This window comes from Methylomarinum vadi, assembly GCF_000733935.1.
Taxonomy (GTDB): Bacteria; Pseudomonadota; Gammaproteobacteria; order Methylococcales; family Methylomonadaceae; genus Methylomarinum; species Methylomarinum vadi.
In genome coordinates this window covers 1,782,501-1,799,650 of the sequence record NZ_JPON01000001.1, presented here as the reverse complement: position 1 = coordinate 1,799,650, position 17,150 = coordinate 1,782,501, and the positions used below count along the sequence as shown (strand labels likewise).

The following is a 17,150-nucleotide window of genomic DNA, read 5'->3' as shown; positions in this document are numbered from 1 at the left end:
TGTTCCTTAGGAGCGCCGCCCTCGGTGCGAATTTAGCCGTGAAGTCTGTTTAATTAATGTGCAGGTTGCCGCTTGAGGTAAAATAAGCGGTTTTTACTTATTTGAGATGTATTTATGAGTAATCCCCGCGTCGGATTTATCAGCCTCGGTTGTCCGAAGGCCTTGGTCGACAGTGAACAGATTTTGACCCGATTGCGCATGGAAGGCTATCAGGTTTCGCCCAGTTATCAAGAGTCGGATCTGGTGATCGTCAATACGTGCGGCTTCATCGATGCTGCGGTCGAGGAGTCGCTGGATAGCATCGGAGAGGCGCTGGCGGAAAACGGGAAGGTGATCGTAACGGGATGCTTGGGGGCCAGGCAGGACGAAATTCTGGCGCGCCATCCGCAGGTGTTGAAAATCACCGGCGCTCATGCTACCGATGAAGTGGTCGATGCCGTTCATGAACATTTGCCGCCGGCCCATCATCCGTTCACCAGTCTGATCCCGCCGCAAGGGATTAAATTAACGCCCAAGCATTACGCCTATTTGAAAATCTCGGAAGGTTGTAATCATCGCTGCACGTTTTGCATTATTCCTTCCATGCGCGGAGATTTGGTCAGTCGGCCGGTGGATGATATCTTGCGGGAAGCCGAACGTTTGGCGGAAGCTGGTGTCAAGGAGCTGCTTGTGGTGTCGCAGGATACCAGTGCCTACGGTTTGGATCTTAAATATCAGAGCCGTGAATGGAGGGGGCGACAGGTTAAAACGCAATTTTATGATTTGGCCGATGCGCTGGGTGAGTTGGGTATTTGGGTCAGAATGCATTATGTCTACCCTTATCCCCATGTCGACGAGGTCATTCCTCTAATGGCGGAGGGCAAAATTCTGCCTTATCTGGATATTCCGTTTCAGCATGCCAACAGCCGCATCCTCAAGTTAATGAAACGGCCGGCGGCCGCGGAAAATAATCTGGAAAGAATTCGGGCCTGGCGCCGAGTTTGTCCCGATATTACGTTGAGGAGTACGTTTATTGTCGGATTCCCGGGGGAGACCGAGCAGGAATTCGAAGAATTGCTGCAGTTTTTAAGCGAAGCGCAGCTGGATAGAGTCGGTTGTTTTGCCTATTCTCCGGTCAAGGGCGCAGCGGCGAATGCCCTGCCCGATGCGGTTCCCGATGAAGTCAGGCAGGAACGGTTGGCCCGGTTCATGGCGCACCAAGCGGAAATCAGCGCGGCAAGATTGCAGCAACGGATCGGAAAAATCGAAACGGTGTTGGTCGATGAAGTAGTCGAGGAGGGGGCGGTTGCGCGGAGCAAAGCCGACGCGCCGGAAATTGACGGGCAAGTGTTTATTGACGGCGCCACGCATTTGTCGGTTGGGGATTTCGTTGCTGTCGAAATCGAAGAAGCCGACGAATACGATTTATGGGGTAAGTTGCGTTAGAAAATAGTCTATGGCGAGGGACAGTCAATCGTATTCGATTGACTGTCCTTTCTTGAATCTAAAACCTATTACTGCGATCCAGGCGCTAGCACACGCTGGCACAGTCTGGTTTTGATGGGGGTTATAGAGGGGTGACGTTTTCTGCTTGTGGTCCTTTTTGTCCCATGCTCACTTCCATCGTAACGCGTTGTCCTTCGCTCAGGGTCTTACGTCCGCTGCCATTAATGGCGCTGAAATGGACAAAAACATCCTTAGAGCCTTCCCGCTCGATAAAGCCGAAACCTTTCTCATCGTTAAACCATTTTACGGTGCCTTCTACTAGATCTGACATAATATTTCTCTTGCTATTTTCTTGCTAAATAAAGTGCCTGTTTTCACAAGCGGTTGGGGGTTGGGTTTTTCCGAGTACGTGACTTGATGCGGGGATATTTACAGATTATGGGGCTTAACGAATTTTTATCAGGATAACGTTTGTTCGATTCTGTAGGCCGAAGTCTGTAAACCTATACCGAAATGTTGTTACGAACTCAGGGTTTAATAATGCGGGTAGTGGAAAACTATGACGTTGATCCGATTGAAGACTTTTGAGGCAACAATTTCTTACCAAGCAATATTTGTTAGTCATTATACATAGCTAGACGGCCGTGTCACATAGAATAGAAAGATTCTATCTGTTAAGTGCGTAATTTTTTGTGTAAATTACTGTCATCTATTTGTAATGATTGAAAAAAAATTAATATTTTCAATGAATTGTTATGTTGGGCTGTCGTCGTGTCGGTAAGTTTTAACGCGCGATTTTTTTACCGTTTTTTGCGTAACGGGCGCAATTGCCGCTCCTTGATTGCGCTGTTTCGCACCCTTGCGCAAGGTAAATTAAGTAAACCCCGAAGCAGGAAGGCGGCGTTGAAGCCACTTGTAATAACTTTCCAAGCGAGCCGCAAGGCATGGATTAGCATGAGAGTACGTGAATAAGGGCTATAAAGCGAGGAGACTTAGGGCGCCGCTAGCAGATCCTCGGCAGTTGTTCGCCGCTAATCAATTCCAGAACGCGATCGATTCCTAATGCGGTTTGCAGGGTTACTCGCCCTTGAGAATGGAAATCCGTTACCGTACCGATTTGTAGCGCTTGCCGGCTGTTAGGGTGGGCTTGTAACGTTTCGATTGCCGCTTTCGCTTGCGCCTGCGGGACGAATAATACGAAACAGCCTTCATTGGCGATGTAGAGAGGGTCGAAGCCCAAGAGGTCGCACGCACTCCGGACTTCGTCACGGACCGGTAAGTTATTTTCCATGATGTTGAACTGTTTGCCGGCAGAGCCGGCCAGTTCGATCAAGCAACTGCTCAAGCCGCCGCGAGTCAGGTCGCGCAGGCAATGGATGTCGAAGCCCGAGGCCAATAGGTCTTGAATAGGGGCTGTAAGGCTGGCGCAATCGCTCTCGATTGGGCTGTTAAAATCCAAACCTTCGCGCTGCAGCATGATGGCGATGCCATGGCGTCCCAGGTCGCTGTTGACGATAATGGCGTCGCCAATTTGGATATTGCCGGGATTGATCGTTTGCGCGTGCTCGATGATGCCGATGCCGGCGGTATTGATATACAGTCCATCGCCTTTGCCATGTTCGACAACCTTGGTGTCGCCGGTAACGATATCGACGCCAGCCTGTTGGGCGGTGTCGCGCATCGATTGCGCAATGCGTCGCAGATCTTCAATGGCGAAACCTTCTTCGATAATGAACGAGCAACTGATATAAAGTGGCCGGGCGCCGCTCATGGACAGGTCGTTGACGGTGCCGCAAACGGCTAATTTGCCGATGTCGCCGCCTTTGAAAAACAACGGCTTGATGACATAAGAGTCGGTGGTGAATGCAAGGCGGCCGGCAGCAGGCGGGAGGACCGCGCTGTCATGCTGTTGTTCCAGAATATCGTTGGAGAAAGCCGGTCGAATGATCGAGTCCAGCAATTGCTGCATCATGCGGCCGCCGCCGCCATGGGCCATGACGATTTGGTCGTATTGCAGTGGCAAGGGGCAATTCAGTTGAAACTCAGTCATTATGGCTGCGATAGCGGTAATAGGCGGCGCAGGCGCCTTCGGATGAGACCATGGTGGCGCCCAATGGATGTTCGGGAGTGCAGTTTTTGCCGAATTCGGGGCAAGCTTCCGGTTTCAGCAGGCCTTGTAACACTTCGCCGCTACGGCAGGCGCTGGGTTCGATAGTTTCTATGGCGCCGACGGGAAAGCGCTGTTCGGCATTCCAGGCCGCGTAATCGGCTTTCAAGGTCAGCCCGCTACGGGGAATGATGCCTAATCCCCGCCAGTTTTGGTCGACGACATCGAAAACCTGTTGCAGCAATTGTTGAGCCGGCTGGTTGCCCGCCTGCGTGACAATGCGTTGATACTGGTTTTCCACCTCATGGCGGTTTTCTTCCAGTTGCTTGATGCAGAGATACAGGCCTTGCAGTATATCGACCGGTTCGAAACCGGTGATGACAATTGGTATCCGGAATTTTTTCGCTAAAGGCAAGTATTCATGGAAGCCCATGATTGAGCAAACATGGCCGGCGCCGAGAAAACCTTGAACGGTGTTGTCGGTCGAGCTCAAGAGGACTTCCATTACCGGGGGGACGCGGACGTGGCAAATCAATAAAGAAAAATTCGCTAATTTTAACTGGCGTGCCTGATAGGCGGCCATTGCCGTGGTGGGGGCGGTCGTTTCAAAACCGACACCGAAAAAAACAACGTCCCGATCGGGATTTTGTTGCGCCAGTTTGAGAGCGTCGAGCGGCGAATAAACGATGCGGATATCGGCGCCTTGGGCCTTGAGGCTCAATAGGTCCTGATGCGACCCCGGCACCCGCAGCATGTCGCCGAAGGAGCAAAAAATGACGTTGTCCTGGGCGGCGATGGCCAGCGCCTTGTCGATGTATTTCAATGGCGTCACGCATACCGGGCAACCGGGTCCATGGATGAGGTTGATCGATTCCGGTAATAGTTGGTCCAGGCCATGTTTGATAATGCTGTGCGTCTGCCCTCCGCACACTTCCATGATGTTCCAGGGGCGGCGAGTGGCGGCGCGAATGGCGTCGACCAGTTTGCGCGCGGTGCGCGGGTCGCGGTATTCATCGACGAATTTCACTGCGGTGCCCCGAGTTCGTCCAATTCCTGGAAGGCTTGCAGGCTGGCCCGGGCTTCTTCTTCGTCGATCACGGCGATGGCGAAACCGGCATGGACGATGACATAATCGTCGACTTCTGCTTCCGGCAGATAGGCAAGGTTGATTTGTCGGGAAATGCCGGAGAAATCAATGATTCCCGTGCGCGACAGGGGGTCTTCATCGGAGATGCTGATTATTTTGCCGGGAACCGCTAAACACATAGGCTTGTTAGGTTATGAAAGTTAACAGGCATTAGCCGTGATTCGGCCAAGGTGGTAACCGCTATTTTTTCATGTGAGCTTACCTGAATGCCACCCTTTTTTTATTTTTTTGTTGCGCGTTGTTTAAAGGAAAAGAGCCGGTTTATATTGTAGTTAGGCATAGGGTTATGCCGAGGTATCCCATGCGGTTGAATAATAAGAGGTTCCTTGAGTTTTTGTGCGGGGAAAGTGTCGCTTGGAGTTGGACGAGGACGGCTTTCGGCTAGTCACTCAGCATGGATACAGTATATAATCTACAGATTTTGAATCGATTTTTTTAGTAATTCTCACCGGAAATAAACATGCTGGGTAAGCTGGTTAAATATGTTGTTGGCAGCCGTAATGACAGGCTGGTAAAGAAGAAGCGGAAGCTGGTCAAAAAGGTCAATGCGCTGGCCGCTGAATACGAAAAGTTGTCCGATGACGCGTTGAAAGCAAAAACACAGGAGTTTCGCGATCGCCTCGCGCAAGGTGAGAAGCTGGACCATTTGATTCCGGAAGCATTTGCCACCGTCAGGGAAGCTTCCACCCGGGTGTTCGGTATGCGCCATTTCGATGTGCAGCTGATCGGCGGCATGGTGTTGAATGACGGCAAGATCGCCGAGATGAAAACCGGTGAAGGTAAGACGTTGATGGCGACATTGGCCGCTTATCTCAACGCTTTGCCAGGACGCGGCGTGCATGTGGTGACGGTGAACGATTACCTGGCTCGACGCGACGCCGAATGGATGGGCAAACTGTACAATTTTTTGGGGTTGACTACCGGTGTCATCGTCAGTGAGTTGGGACATCAGGAGCGAAAGGATGCTTATGCTGCCGATATCACATATGGCACCAATAACGAATTCGGTTTCGATTATTTGCGCGATAACATGGCTTTTAATCTGGACCAAAAGGTGCAGCGTGACTTGAGTTTCGCCATCGTCGACGAGGTCGACTCGATTCTGATCGACGAGGCCCGCACGCCATTGATTATTTCCGGGCCGACCGAGGATGCCACCGATATCTATCTCAAGACCAATGCCATCATCCCTTATCTGACCAAGCAGGAAAAAGTCGACGACCCGGAAAAACAGGAACGCATGCCGGGCGATTATTATGTCGACGAGAAAAGCAGGCAAATTTATTTGACCGAAGCCGGCCACGAACGTGTCGAGCACTTGATGGTCGAGCATGGCTTGATGGTGGACGGCGCCAGTTTGTACGATGCGGCCAATATCCGCCTGATGCATTATCTGAATGCGTCGTTGCGGGCCCATGTGTTATTTCAAAAAGATGTCGACTATGTGGTGCATAACAACGAAATCATTATTGTCGACGAATTTACCGGCCGCATGATGACCGGCCGGCGCTGGTCGGAAGGGCTGCACCAGGCTGTGGAAGCCAAGGAAGGAGTGACTATCCAGAATGAAAACCAGACTTTGGCTTCGATCACCTTCCAAAATTATTTTCGCCTATACGAGAAGTTGTCCGGCATGACCGGAACGGCGGATACCGAGGCTTTCGAGCTGAACAAAATTTATGGGCTGGAAGTCGTCGTCATTCCGACGCACCGGCCGATGATTCGCGAAGACAAGGGTGACCTGGTTTTCCTGAGCGCACGGGAAAAATATAATGCGATCATCGCCGATATCAAAGATTGCGTGCAGCGCGGTCAGCCGGTACTGGTCGGTACGACTTCGATCGAAAAATCCGAGCTGATCTCGAGCTTGTTGTACAAGGAAAATATCAAGCATGAGGTGTTGAACGCGAAACAGCATGAACGGGAAGCTCATATCATTGAGCAGGCCGGCATGCCCGGGGCCGTAACGATCGCCACCAATATGGCCGGCCGGGGAACCGATATCGTGCTTGGCGGCAATTTGGAAGCGGAGCTCAAAGCCCTGGGGGAAGAGGCTGCCGAGGAGCAAAAACAAAAGGTGCGTGGCGCTTGGCTAGATCGGCATGAGCGCGTATTGGAGAGTGGCGGGTTGCATGTGATTGGTTCGGAGCGCCACGAATCCCGTCGTATCGATAACCAGTTGCGCGGTCGTTCAGGTCGTCAGGGCGATCCGGGGTCATCCCGTTTTTATCTGTCGTTGGAAGATGATTTGATGCGGATCTTCGCTTCGGAACGCGTCGCCGGGTTAATGCAGAAATTGGGCATGGAAGAGGGCGAAGCGATCGAGCATCCCTGGGTAACCCGCTCGATAGAAAATGCCCAGCGCAAGGTAGAGGGCCGTAACTTCGATATTCGTAAGGAAATTCTGGCTTATGATGATGTCGCCAACGATCAACGGAAAGTGATCTATGCTCGTCGTAATGAATTGATGGCCGCCGATGATATCAGCGAAACGATCACCGCTATCCGGGCCGATGTCATCAATGACGTCATCACCCAATATATCCCGCCTAAAACGATGGAAGAACAATGGGATATTCAAGGCTTGGAAGACCACTTGAAGCAGGAGTTCAATTTAGAGATAGCGTTGCGCGAGATGTTGGAACAGGATCATTCCCTGCATGAGGAGAACCTGCGCCAACTGATTGTCGACCGCATGGAACAAGCCAGTCAAGAAAAAGAAGAAAAGATCACCCCCGAGGTGTTCAGGCATTTCGAAAAATCAGTCATGCTCCAAGTATTGGACAACAGCTGGAAAGAGCATTTGGCGGCGATGGACCAATTACGCCAAGGGATTCATTTGAGGGGCTATGCCCAAAAAGATCCCAAGCAGGAATACAAGCGCGAAGCGTTCGAGATGTTTGCCAGCTTACTGGACCATATCAAATACGAGGTCGTCGGCATTTTAGCCAAGGTGCAAGTCACTCAGGAGGAGGATGTGCAAGCCATTGACGAACAACGCCAGGCGCCTCAGGAGCTGCATTATGAGCATGCGGAAGCCAGCCCGATAGAAGATAATGAGCAAGTCCTGCAGGCGCAGGCCGAGGAAGAGCCAAAAACGTCCGAACAACCGTTCGTCAGGGAAGGCAAAAAAGTGGGACGAAACGAACCTTGTCCTTGCGGTTCGGGGAAAAAATTCAAGCACTGCCACGGCAGACTGAATTAATGGCTTAGTCCTGCAATAAATACAGTCTTCATTTCGGAAAAGGCCGGATATAATCAGAGTTTTCTGTAGCAATCCGGCTTTTCTATTTGCAGAATTAAAACTCACAGACAGGTATTGATTATGCCCACAAGTATCTTTCAGAAAAGTAACCCCAAGTCCGATATCACTAAACTACCCAAGTTGGGGATGTCGAAGAAAGATTTTATCGATGATTTCAAGCATTACTACAGTCATCGCTTGGGGCGCGATGAAAATTGCCGTTCACCGCATTATGCCTACGAAGCTTTGTCGTTGGCGATAAGCGACAGGCTGGTGGAGCGTTGGAAAAACACTTACAACGCCTATCGCAATGAAAACTGCAAAACCGCCTTCTATCTGTCGATGGAATACTTGATGGGGCGCTCGTTGAGCAATGCGATGCTGAACCTAGGCGTCAACGATGTCGTCGGCGAGGCGCTTTACGATTTAGGGCTGGAGTTGGAAGAACTGATCGATGCCGAACCGGATGCCGGTCTCGGCAATGGCGGTCTGGGGCGCCTGGCGGCGTGTTTTATCGACAGTTGCGCGACCTTGCAATTGCCCGTCACTGGCTATGGTTTGCGCTATGAATACGGAATGTTTTGCCAAGTCATTGAGAACGGCGAGCAGGTGGAGAAGCCGGATCATTGGTTGCGTAATGGCAATGTGTGGGAAATCGAGCGGCCCGAGTATACGCATCGGGTCAAATTTGGCGGCCACACCGAAGCCCATATCGACGAACGCGGCCGTAAACGGGTTTGTTGGGTCAATACCAACGATGTGTTAGCCGTACCTTATGACACCCCGATCCCCGGTTATAAAAATGGTACCGTAAACACTCTGCGTCTGTGGAAGGCAACTGCGACGGAAGAATTCAATCTGCAGGAATTTAACGCCGGCGATTACGCTGAATCGGTCGCTGAGAAAAACACCGCGGAAAACATCACCATGGTGCTTTACCCGAACGATGCCAACGAAAATGGCAAGGCATTGAGGCTGCAGCAGCAATATTTACTGGCATCGGCCAGTTTGCAGGATGTGATCGCCAATTGGGTGGGACGCCACGGCAATGATTTTACCCACTTTGCCGAGAAAAACTGCTTTCAATTGAACGATACCCATCCAAGCATCGCCGTTGCGGAGTTGATGCGTTTGTTGATGGATATTCACGGTTTGGATTGGCATGCCGCTTGGAACATCACCCGCAATACGATGGCCTATACCAACCATACCTTGCTGCCGGAAGCGCTGGAGAAATGGTCGGTCGGTCTGATGCAGAGCTTGCTGCCGCGCTTGATGGAAATTATTTTCGAAATCAATGCCCATTTTATGGCCGAAGTATCGGCCCATTGGCCCGGCGATTTCGACCGTATGCGCAGAATGTCCATCATCGAGGAAGGGCACGACAAGCAGGTGCGTATGGCTTATCTCGCGATCGTTGGCAGTTTCTCGATCAATGGTGTTGCCGAACTGCATTCAAAACTGCTGCAGGAAGGATTGTTCAGGGATTTTTATGAGTTCTGGCCGGAAAAATTCAATAACAAAACCAATGGCGTGACGCCTAGACGTTGGTTGGCTGCATGTAATCCGGAATTGGCCAAATTGATTACCGAAACGATCGGCGATGGCTGGATTACCGATTTGTCCGAGTTGTCTAAATTAAAGCCTTATGCCGACAATGCTGCATTCAGGAAGAAATGGTACGAATTGCAGCAATTCAGCAAACAGCGTTTGATCGATTACAAGAAGGAGGAGTACGACATCGAACTGAGTGTCGATGCCTTGTTCGATGTACAGGTCAAGAGAATTCACGAATATAAGCGGCAAACCTTGAACGTGTTGCATGTCATCCATCTGTATGACCGGATCAAACGGGGGGATATCGCTAATTGGACCAATCGTTGCGTTTTGATCGGCGGCAAGGCGGCGCCGGGTTACGCGATGGCGAAGAAAGTGATCAAATTGATCAATAATGTCGCCAATGTGATCAATCATGACCCCGATGTCGGCGATAAGCTGAAATTGGTCTTTTTGCCGAATTATCGCGTTTCGGCGATGGAAAAAATTTGTCCGGGGGCGGATTTGTCCGAGCAGATTTCCACCGCCGGCAAAGAGGCGTCCGGTACCGGTAATATGAAGTTCATGATGAACGGCGCGTTGACCATTGGCACGCTGGATGGCGCCAACATCGAAATCAGGGAGGAAGTCGGCGACGATAACTTCTTCTTGTTCGGCTTGACCGAGGAAGAAGTCCAGGAAAAACGCAACCATTACAATCCGCAGGCCATTATCGATCAGGACCCGGATTTACAGGGCGTGATGAAGTTATTGGAATGCGGTCACTTCAACCAATTCGAACCCGGCATTTTCGACGATATCGTCGGCTCGTTGAAAAGCCCGAATGATCCGTGGATGACGATTGCCGATTTCCGCAGTTATGTCGATGCGCAAAGACGGGTCGAAGAAGCTTACCGGGATAAGGAACGTTGGACTCGCATGAGTATTATCAATACGGCCTGTAGCGGCAAGTTTTCCACCGATCGCACCATCAGCGATTATAACAAGGAGATTTGGAAGCTGGATCCCGTTCAAGTCGACTTTTAATGCTCGATATCGTACTCTATCAGCCGGAAATTCCGGCTAATACCGGCAATATCATCAGATTGTGCGCCAACACCGGCGCACACCTGCATTTGATACAGCCGCTAGGGTTTGACCTTGACGACAAAAAACTGCGCCGCGCCGGTCTGGATTATCACGAATGGGTTAATGTGAGGCAGTATGCGTCCTTGCAAGGCTATATCGAGAAAGCTAGGCCGAACAGGCTTTTTGCCTTAAGTACCAAAGGCACGACGGTCTACAGCGAGGCGGCTTTTCAGCCCGGCGATGCGTTGTTATTTGGCCCGGAAACCCGCGGTCTTCCCATTTCCTTTCTCTCTCGGCACGACCCTGCATTAAAGTTGTATTTGCCGATGAAGCAGGAAAGCCGGAGCCTGAATTTGTCCAATACCGTCGCGATTGTGTTGTACGAAGCCTGGAAGCAGCTGTCTTTTGCTGGAGCATTGCTCAAATCATGAAGTATGGCTAAGATCGCTTTCGTATGAAAGCGCATCAGCCTTTGGCAATTCCCCGGTTTTTATTCCGTATCCATTCACTCCACGAGCCGGCGTATAGCTTCGAACCCGGCAAACCGGCGATTTCCATGGCCAGAAGGTTGTGGCAGGCGGTGACTCCGGAGCCGCACATGTGGACGACCTGCCGGTCATCGCGTTTTGCCAGCAATTCGAGAAACTGCTGCTTGAGTCGGTCGGCTGGCAGGAAGCAGCCTTGTTTATTCAGATTTTGCTGGAAAGGGCGGTTCAGGGCTTTGGGAACATGGCCCGCAATGGGGTCGATCGGTTCCTGTTCGCCGCGAAACCTTTCCGGCGGTCTGGCATCGATCAAGGTAATGCTTCGAGTGGCTAGACCGTCTTCCACCTGTCTTGCGCTCAACCATTGTTTGCTATCGAGATAGGCCCTGAAATGAGTCTTACGTATTTTAGGCAGGGCAGTCGTTAAGGAGTGGCCCTCGCGTCGCCATTGCGGCAAGCCGCCATCGAGTAAGGCGACCCGGTCGTGACCCATACAGCGCAGCAGCCACCACATTCTCCCCGCAAATGCTCCGCCGGCGTCGTCGTAAACGACAACCTGGGAGGAATGTTTAACGCCCCAATGACCAAGTTTTTTCGCCAATAGGGAAAAGTCCGGCAGCGGATGGCGTCCGCTATAGTCGCTGATCGCGGAGGACAAATCCTTATCGAGATGGACATAGCGGGCATTTGCTATATGGCCGAGGCGGTAGGCTTTACCACCGGCTTCGCTATCGGCGAGAGAAAAGCGGCAATCGAAAACGATCCAGTCGGGATTGTCGAGATGGTTGGCCAGTTGTTCGGCCGAAATGATCGTATTGTAGGACATGGTTATACCGTTAAGATGATTTTTCCTAGGTGTTGGCTGCTTTCCATCAAGGCGTGGGCGGCGGCCGCCTCGGCCAGGGGAAAGATGCTGTCGATTACCGGTTCGATTGTTTTATTTGCCAGCAGCGGCCAGACTCTTTGCCGTAGCCGTTCGGCAATTCCGGCCTTGAAGCTGTCTTCCCGAGCCCGCAAGGTCGAGCCGGTGATGGTGAGGCGTTTTTGCATGACCGCCCATAAATTGATCTCGCTTTTGGCGCCATTTTGGATTGCGATTTGCACCAAGCGTCCTTCGTTTGCCAAGGCTTTCAGGTTGCGGGGGAAGTAATCGCCACCGATGATGTCCAAAATCACTTCGACGCCGTTTCCAGCGGTTAACTTTTCGATCTCTTCAACAAAATCTTGAGTGGTGTAATCAATGGCGGCATCCGCGCCGAGTCTTTCGCAGAAACGGCATTTTTCAGCGTTGCCGGCCGTAACGATCACTTTGGCGCCGAAGGCTTTGGCCAGTTGTATCGCTGTCGTGCCGATACCGCCGCTACCGCCATGGACCAACAACGTTTCTCCGCATTGTAAGCGTGCGCGGTCGAAGAGATTGTTCCACACGGTAAAGAAGGTCTCCGGTAGCGCCGCAGCTTGCACGAAATCGAACCCCTCGGGGATCGGCAGGCAGAGGTCTGCGCTGGCAAGGCAATATTCGGCATAGCCGCCCCCCGAAACGAGGGCGCAGACCCGATCGCCGATTTTCAGGTCTTCGACCCGGTCGCCGATAGCCCTGATTACGCCGGCTACTTCCAGGCCGGGAATGTCGGAAGCGCCGGCAGGAGGCGGATATAAGCCGCGGCGCTGCATTACATCGGGTCGATTGACGCCTGCCGCGGCGACTTGAATGACAACCTGCCGAGAGGCTGGATCCGGAACGGGTCGCTCGCTTGGCTTGAGTACGTCCACCGGTCCCGGTTCTGAGATTTCTATGGCGATCATGGTTAATTATTAACTAAAAATCTGTATTATATAGGCAGTTATATTTTGTTGATAAATGGAAAAAGAGAGATAAGGCATAACATGATTCGAGTGGGAGTTGTCGGTGGAACCGGCTATACAGGGGTGGAGTTGTTGCGGTTGTTGGTGTTGCATCCCGATGTGGAAGTCGCGGTGGTTACTTCGCGTTCGGATGCCGGAATGCGCGTCGATGCTATGTATCCGAGCCTGAGGGGATTATGCGATGTGGTGTTCAGTGAACCGGCAGTCGATAGTCTGGCCGATTGCGACGTAGTGTTTTTCGCTACGCCCAATGGGACGGCAATGCTGATGGCCGAGCAATTGCTGGCCCAGGGGGTGAAAGTCATCGATTTGTCGGCGGATTTCCGCATTAAAGACCCGCAGGAATGGCAACATTGGTATGGCATGGAGCACGCTTGCCCCGATCTGATCGCCGAGGCCGTATACGGGCTGCCGGAAGTCAATCGTGCGGCAATCGAGCAGGCGCGCTTGCTGGCTTGTCCGGGTTGTTATCCTACCGCCGTGCAGCTAGGGTTCTTGCCATTGATCGAGCACGGCTTGATCGATTTCGATAATCTGATAGCGGATGTTAAATCCGGTGTCAGCGGAGCGGGGCGTAAGGCCCAGGTTTCCACGTTGATGAGCGAGACCGGTGAAAGTTTCAAGGCTTATGCCGTCAGCGGGCATCGGCATCTACCCGAAATCAAGCAAGGTTTGCAAACGGTTGCCGAGCAAAGCATCGGGTTGACCTTCGTGCCGCATTTGTTGCCGATGATTCGCGGTATCCATGCGACCTTATATGGACGAATCATAGGCGATGTGAGTGACGTTCAGGCGCTTTATCAGCAGCGTTATGCGGAAGAGTCTTTTGTCGATGTGTTGCCACAGGGAGCTCAGCCGGATACACGCAATGTGAAAGGCAGCAATAATTGCCAGATTGCCATTCATCGGCCTCAACAGGGAAACACGATCGTGGTGTTGTCGGTCATCGATAATTTGGTCAAAGGCGCCGCGGGCCAGGCCCTGCAGAATATGAATCTGATGTTCGGGCTTGATGAGCGGGCCGGTTTGGAGATCGTGGCGCTTTATCCGTAATTCTTGACTAAAATGCTGGGTATGGTCATACTTTACCCATCCTAGTTAATTGTTTTTAAGTTTTTATGGCAGATCCAATTATTTTTACAGACAGTGCGGCCGAAAAGGTTGGCGCTTTGATCGCAGAAGAAGGTAACGATAATCTCAAATTGAGAGTCTATATTTCCGGTGGCGGTTGTTCCGGTTTTCAATACGGTTTTACCTTCGACGAGGAAGTCAATGAAGACGATACTAAAATCGAAAACGGCGGCGTGACCGTGCTGATCGATTCGATGAGTATTCAATACCTGCAGGGCGCGGAGATCGATTATAAGGAAGATTTGTCCGGCGCCCAGTTCGTGATCCGAAACCCCAACGCAACCACGACCTGCGGTTGCGGTTCATCTTTCTCGGCGTAATCCGCGTTCGCCGGGATAAATTCCCCCTAGAATCACGGGAGCCTCGGCTCCCGTTGCTTTCGGTAGATTGCCGGGGTGGTTATGCAGGGTTTGCCTGGCCAGCCACGCGAAAGCGATCGCCTCAACATGATCCGGGTCTATGCCATAGTCGTCCGTGGATGAAACCGGGTGATCCAGGTTGCTCCCGATCATTTCCAATAAATAATGGTTATGACAGCCCCCGCCGCAAATCAAAGTTTCTTCTGTTGCCGGCGCGTATTTTTTAATGGCCTCGGTGATCGTATCGGCCGTTAATCGGCATAATGTCGCCTGGATGTCTTGGCTTGGGACGTCACTGTAATTGCCGAGATGTTTTTCCAGCCAAAGGCCGGAAAAATATTCCTTGCCGGTGCTTTTCGGAGGGGCTAGTTGAAAGTAAGGGTCTTTTTTCAATTGCTCCAACAAGTCATCGACCGGTTTGCCCTGTCGGGCCCATTCGCCACCTTCATCGTGGCTTTTTCCCCGGTTTCTGCCGATCCAATAATCCAGCAGCGTGTTGCCCGGGCCGGTATCGAAGCCTATTGCCGTTTCATTGCTTAAGACGGTAATGTTGGCGATGCCGCCGATATTGACGACACAAATGTTTTTTTGTCGTTTTCCGAAAAAGTGGTGATGGAATGCCGGAACCAGCGGAGCGCCTTGTCCGTGGGCGGCAATATCGCGTCGACGGAAGTCGGCCACCGTAGTGATTCCGGTGGATTGGGCGATGATATTGGGATCGCCTATTTGCAGGGAAAAAGGAAATTCTGCTTGTGGCGCGTGATAAATCGTCAAGCCGTGACTGCCGATCGCTTCAATGCTATCGGCAGGAATTTGGGAGTTTGCCAGTAAATTGTGTACCGCCTCGGCAAACAGGCGGCCTAGCCGGGCGTCCATGGCGCCTAGGTCGGTCAAGAATACGGGTGTATCCGGTTGACTAAGAAGGCGCAATTGTTGTTTGAGTGTTTCGTCAAAGGGGGAATAGTGAAAAGCGATGATTTCGCATTTGTTATCCCTAAAATCGACGAGACCAGCATCGATTCCATCGAGGCTGGTCCCTGACATTAAGCCGATATAAAGTTCAGACACACGGTTTATTGTTGGTTCTGTGCCAATAAGGTGCTTGCTTTCGCTTTATCCAATTGGGCCAATAAAGGCGCGGTTTGAGCTTTAAATTCCGCTAGCATCGAAGGCTTGATCGGACTGGCTTGCGGTAGTTTGACGGTCAATGGGTTGCGGTGTACGCCATTGATGCGGAATTCATAATGTAAATGAGGACCTGTGGCTAAGCCTGTTTTGCCGACATAGCCGATGATTTGCCCCTGTTTGATCCGCGAACCTCTTTTTTGTCCTCGCTTAAAGCCGTTTAAATGAGCGTAGAGGGTGGAGTATTTTTGGCCGTGTTGAACAATGACGACATTGCCGTAGCCGCCTTTGCGGCCGCGAAAAACGATCTTGCCGTCGCCGGTTGTTTTAACCGGGGTTCCTGTGCGTGCCGCGTAATCGACGCCTTTGTGAGCGCGGATGCGGTTTAATACGGGATGTTTGCGTTTTAGGTTGAAGTGCGAACTGATGCGGGCAAATTCCACCGGTGTGCGTAAAAACGCCTTGCGCATGCTGTCGCCTTGCGGTGTGTAATAGTTGGCATTGCCCTGTTTGTCTTCAAAACGAACGGCGGTATAAGTGTGTCCTTGGTTGACGAATTCGGCGGCGATAATGTTACCGGTATCGATTTCTTCACCGTCCACGGACAGCTTTTCATATACCACGGTGAATTGGTCGCCCTCGCGCAAATTCAGGGCAAAATCGATGTCCCAGGCGAAAATATTAGCCATCTCCATGATCAACTTATCCGATAAGCCGGCCTGTTTGCCATCCCAAAATAGTGAGGAATGGATGGTGCCTTGGGCGCTGGCCGATTCCTTGCTGATGATTTTACTGATTTTTTTTACATCGAAGTCTTCGCCGTCGCGTTTGGCAATCAAGGTGTCGATGTAATCTTTTTGATAAATCAACTGTTGCAGTTGATTGTCGCTATCTAGTTTGGCGACAATTTCCTTGCCGGGAGTGATGGATGCAAATAATTTTCCAATCTCGTTGGCATGAATGATTTTGTGCAAATCGGTTTTGCTTAAATTCAGCGCGGAGAAAATGGTGGAGAGGCTTTCTCCTCGTTTGACGGTGTGATTGATCTCTTTAAGGTTTTGCGAGGATGCGGATAGCGTTTCCTTGGGGGTGTTTTCCAAAGCGGCGCTATCGTCTAAAATCAACGGGTTGTTGATTTGTGGCTTAGCGCTGGTTGCAAGAATGCTGGTTTCAGTCGACGATTCATTGTCGTTACTGCTGCTGATAGGTGAGATCAATGCGTAGCACGCCCCAGCCGCTACTATCGTGCTGCTGCCTAATAACAATGATTTGAAGAGTTTATTTTTCACTGGACTGCACTCAAATGATTTTTATTGAAAGTTACATATTGTATGTAAACTAATAAATTAATGACAAATTATAGCGTAATTAGGAATTTTGTTCTTAAGAGCGTCTTAATCCAATTATAATAGGCAAATTTTAAAAAATTTAGGGGAATAAATTGCAGCAAGAAATGTTGGGGCAACTCCGCCGGGGCGCGGATGAAATTTTAGTTGAATCTGAATTTCTTAAAAAGCTTGAAGAGGGGCGTCCGCTGAGAATCAAAGCGGGTTTCGATCCTACCGCGCCGGATTTGCATTTAGGGCATACCGTCCTGATCAACAAATTAAAACAATTTCAGGATTTAGGTCATCAA

15 protein-coding genes (1 of these 15 only partly in view) are annotated in these 17,150 nt (G+C 51.1%); 7 read left to right on the top strand and 8 right to left on the bottom strand.

All coding sequences use genetic code 11. The features are described 5' to 3' along the window. Window positions 1–114 precede the first annotated feature (114 nt). Window positions 115–1,425: a 30S ribosomal protein S12 methylthiotransferase RimO gene (gene rimO, locus EP25_RS0109095; protein WP_031433579.1), complete on the top strand. Its 1,311-nt coding sequence runs from the start codon at window positions 115–117 to the stop codon at window positions 1,423–1,425. Window positions 1,426–1,546: 121 nt separating this feature from the next. Here the strand turns inward: rimO and EP25_RS0109090 are convergent, their stop codons facing one another. From EP25_RS0109090 to EP25_RS0109075, 4 genes are all read right to left on the bottom strand, one after another. Beyond that, window positions 1,547–1,756 (bottom strand): cold-shock protein, encoded by a 210-nt coding sequence (locus EP25_RS0109090; RefSeq protein ID WP_031433578.1) that lies wholly within the window; start codon window positions 1,754–1,756, stop codon window positions 1,547–1,549. Between the two features lie 672 nt (window positions 1,757–2,428). Next, on the bottom strand, window positions 2,429–3,475 hold the full coding sequence (hypE, locus tag EP25_RS0109085; RefSeq protein WP_031433577.1) for a hydrogenase expression/formation protein HypE: 1,047 nt from the start codon (window positions 3,473–3,475) through the stop codon (window positions 2,429–2,431). Further along, the gene (hypD, locus tag EP25_RS0109080; protein WP_031433576.1) at window positions 3,468–4,559 is read right to left on the bottom strand and encodes a hydrogenase formation protein HypD; all 1,092 of its coding nucleotides are present in this window, start codon (window positions 4,557–4,559) and stop codon (window positions 3,468–3,470) included. The genes hypE and hypD overlap by 8 nt, the downstream gene beginning before the upstream one ends. Further along, entirely contained in the window at window positions 4,556–4,798 is a 243-nt protein-coding gene (locus EP25_RS0109075; protein ID WP_031433575.1) for a HypC/HybG/HupF family hydrogenase formation chaperone, read from the bottom strand. Before EP25_RS0109075 ends, hypD begins: the two co-directional genes overlap by 4 nt. Before the next feature lie 341 nt (window positions 4,799–5,139). Here EP25_RS0109075 and secA point away from each other — a divergent pair, with 341 nt between their 5' ends. The 3 genes from secA (at window position 5,140) to trmL (ending at window position 10,979) form a co-directional block, all read left to right on the top strand. Further along, on the top strand, window positions 5,140–7,884 hold the full coding sequence (gene secA, locus EP25_RS0109070; protein ID WP_031433574.1) for a preprotein translocase subunit SecA: 2,745 nt from the start codon (window positions 5,140–5,142) through the stop codon (window positions 7,882–7,884). Window positions 7,885–8,004: 120 nt separating this feature from the next. After that, window positions 8,005–10,506: a glycogen/starch/alpha-glucan phosphorylase gene (locus EP25_RS0109065; RefSeq protein WP_031433573.1), complete on the top strand. Its 2,502-nt coding sequence runs from the start codon at window positions 8,005–8,007 to the stop codon at window positions 10,504–10,506. Further along, window positions 10,506–10,979 carry a tRNA (uridine(34)/cytosine(34)/5-carboxymethylaminomethyluridine(34)-2'-O)-methyltransferase TrmL gene (gene trmL / locus EP25_RS0109060; RefSeq protein WP_031433572.1) on the top strand — a complete coding sequence of 158 codons (474 nt, stop codon included), beginning with the start codon at window positions 10,506–10,508 and terminating at the stop codon, window positions 10,977–10,979. The genes EP25_RS0109065 and trmL overlap by 1 nt, the downstream gene beginning before the upstream one ends. Before the next feature lie 34 nt (window positions 10,980–11,013). Here the strand turns inward: trmL and EP25_RS0109055 are convergent, their stop codons facing one another. After that, the gene (locus EP25_RS0109055; protein WP_031433571.1) at window positions 11,014–11,859 is read right to left on the bottom strand and encodes a sulfurtransferase; all 846 of its coding nucleotides are present in this window, start codon (window positions 11,857–11,859) and stop codon (window positions 11,014–11,016) included. A 2-nt stretch (window positions 11,860–11,861) separates the two neighbouring features. Continuing rightward, window positions 11,862–12,839, bottom strand: coding sequence for an NAD(P)H-quinone oxidoreductase (locus EP25_RS0109050; RefSeq protein WP_031433570.1), 978 nt, complete (start codon window positions 12,837–12,839; stop codon window positions 11,862–11,864). 81 nt (window positions 12,840–12,920) lie between these two features. Between EP25_RS0109050 and argC the strand changes: the two genes are divergently transcribed. Both argC and erpA read left to right on the top strand, forming a co-directional pair. Beyond that, on the top strand, window positions 12,921–13,952 hold the full coding sequence (gene argC, locus EP25_RS0109045) for an N-acetyl-gamma-glutamyl-phosphate reductase (RefSeq protein WP_031433569.1): 1,032 nt from the start codon (window positions 12,921–12,923) through the stop codon (window positions 13,950–13,952). 65 nt (window positions 13,953–14,017) lie between these two features. Continuing rightward, on the top strand, window positions 14,018–14,350 hold the full coding sequence (gene erpA, locus EP25_RS0109040) for an iron-sulfur cluster insertion protein ErpA (RefSeq protein WP_031433568.1): 333 nt from the start codon (window positions 14,018–14,020) through the stop codon (window positions 14,348–14,350). Here the strand turns inward: erpA and EP25_RS0109035 are convergent. Continuing rightward, on the bottom strand, window positions 14,333–15,457 hold the full coding sequence (locus tag EP25_RS0109035; protein WP_084190998.1) for an anhydro-N-acetylmuramic acid kinase: 1,125 nt from the start codon (window positions 15,455–15,457) through the stop codon (window positions 14,333–14,335). The two genes, erpA and EP25_RS0109035, sit on opposite strands and share 18 nt — an antisense overlap. 5 nt (window positions 15,458–15,462) lie before the next feature. After that, window positions 15,463–16,803, bottom strand: a complete 1,341-nt coding sequence (locus tag EP25_RS0109030; protein ID WP_031433566.1) for an OapA family protein — start codon at window positions 16,801–16,803, stop codon at window positions 15,463–15,465. Window positions 16,804–16,967: 164 nt separating this feature from the next. Here EP25_RS0109030 and tyrS point away from each other — a divergent pair, with 164 nt between their 5' ends. Then, a protein-coding gene (tyrS, locus tag EP25_RS0109025) for a tyrosine--tRNA ligase (protein WP_036300398.1) crosses the window boundary here: on the top strand, window positions 16,968–17,150 show its beginning. Its footprint extends 1,002 nt past the window's final position; only the first 183 of its 1,185 coding nucleotides appear in the window; it begins with the start codon at window positions 16,968–16,970; the stop codon falls past the right edge of the window.

Bases quoted from the DNA above. Each gene is read 5' to 3' on its own strand.
- rimO (WP_031433579.1), top strand. From the start codon at position 115: ATGAGTAATCCCCGCGTCGGATTTATCAGCCTCGGTTGTCCGAAGGCC.
- EP25_RS0109090 (WP_031433578.1), bottom strand. From the start codon at position 1,756: ATGTCAGATCTAGTAGAAGGCACCGTAAAATGGTTTAACGATGAGAAA.
- hypE (WP_031433577.1), bottom strand. From the start codon at position 3,475: ATGACTGAGTTTCAACTGAATTGCCCCTTGCCACTGCAATACGACCAA.
- EP25_RS0109075 (WP_031433575.1), bottom strand. From the start codon at position 4,798: ATGTGTTTAGCGGTTCCCGGCAAAATAATCAGCATCTCCGATGAAGAC.
- secA (WP_031433574.1), top strand. From the start codon at position 5,140: ATGCTGGGTAAGCTGGTTAAATATGTTGTTGGCAGCCGTAATGACAGG.
- EP25_RS0109065 (WP_031433573.1), top strand. From the start codon at position 8,005: ATGCCCACAAGTATCTTTCAGAAAAGTAACCCCAAGTCCGATATCACT.
- trmL (WP_031433572.1), top strand. From the start codon at position 10,506: ATGCTCGATATCGTACTCTATCAGCCGGAAATTCCGGCTAATACCGGC.
- EP25_RS0109055 (WP_031433571.1), bottom strand. From the start codon at position 11,859: ATGTCCTACAATACGATCATTTCGGCCGAACAACTGGCCAACCATCTC.
- EP25_RS0109050 (WP_031433570.1), bottom strand. From the start codon at position 12,839: ATGATCGCCATAGAAATCTCAGAACCGGGACCGGTGGACGTACTCAAG.
- argC (WP_031433569.1), top strand. From the start codon at position 12,921: ATGATTCGAGTGGGAGTTGTCGGTGGAACCGGCTATACAGGGGTGGAG.
- erpA (WP_031433568.1), top strand. From the start codon at position 14,018: ATGGCAGATCCAATTATTTTTACAGACAGTGCGGCCGAAAAGGTTGGC.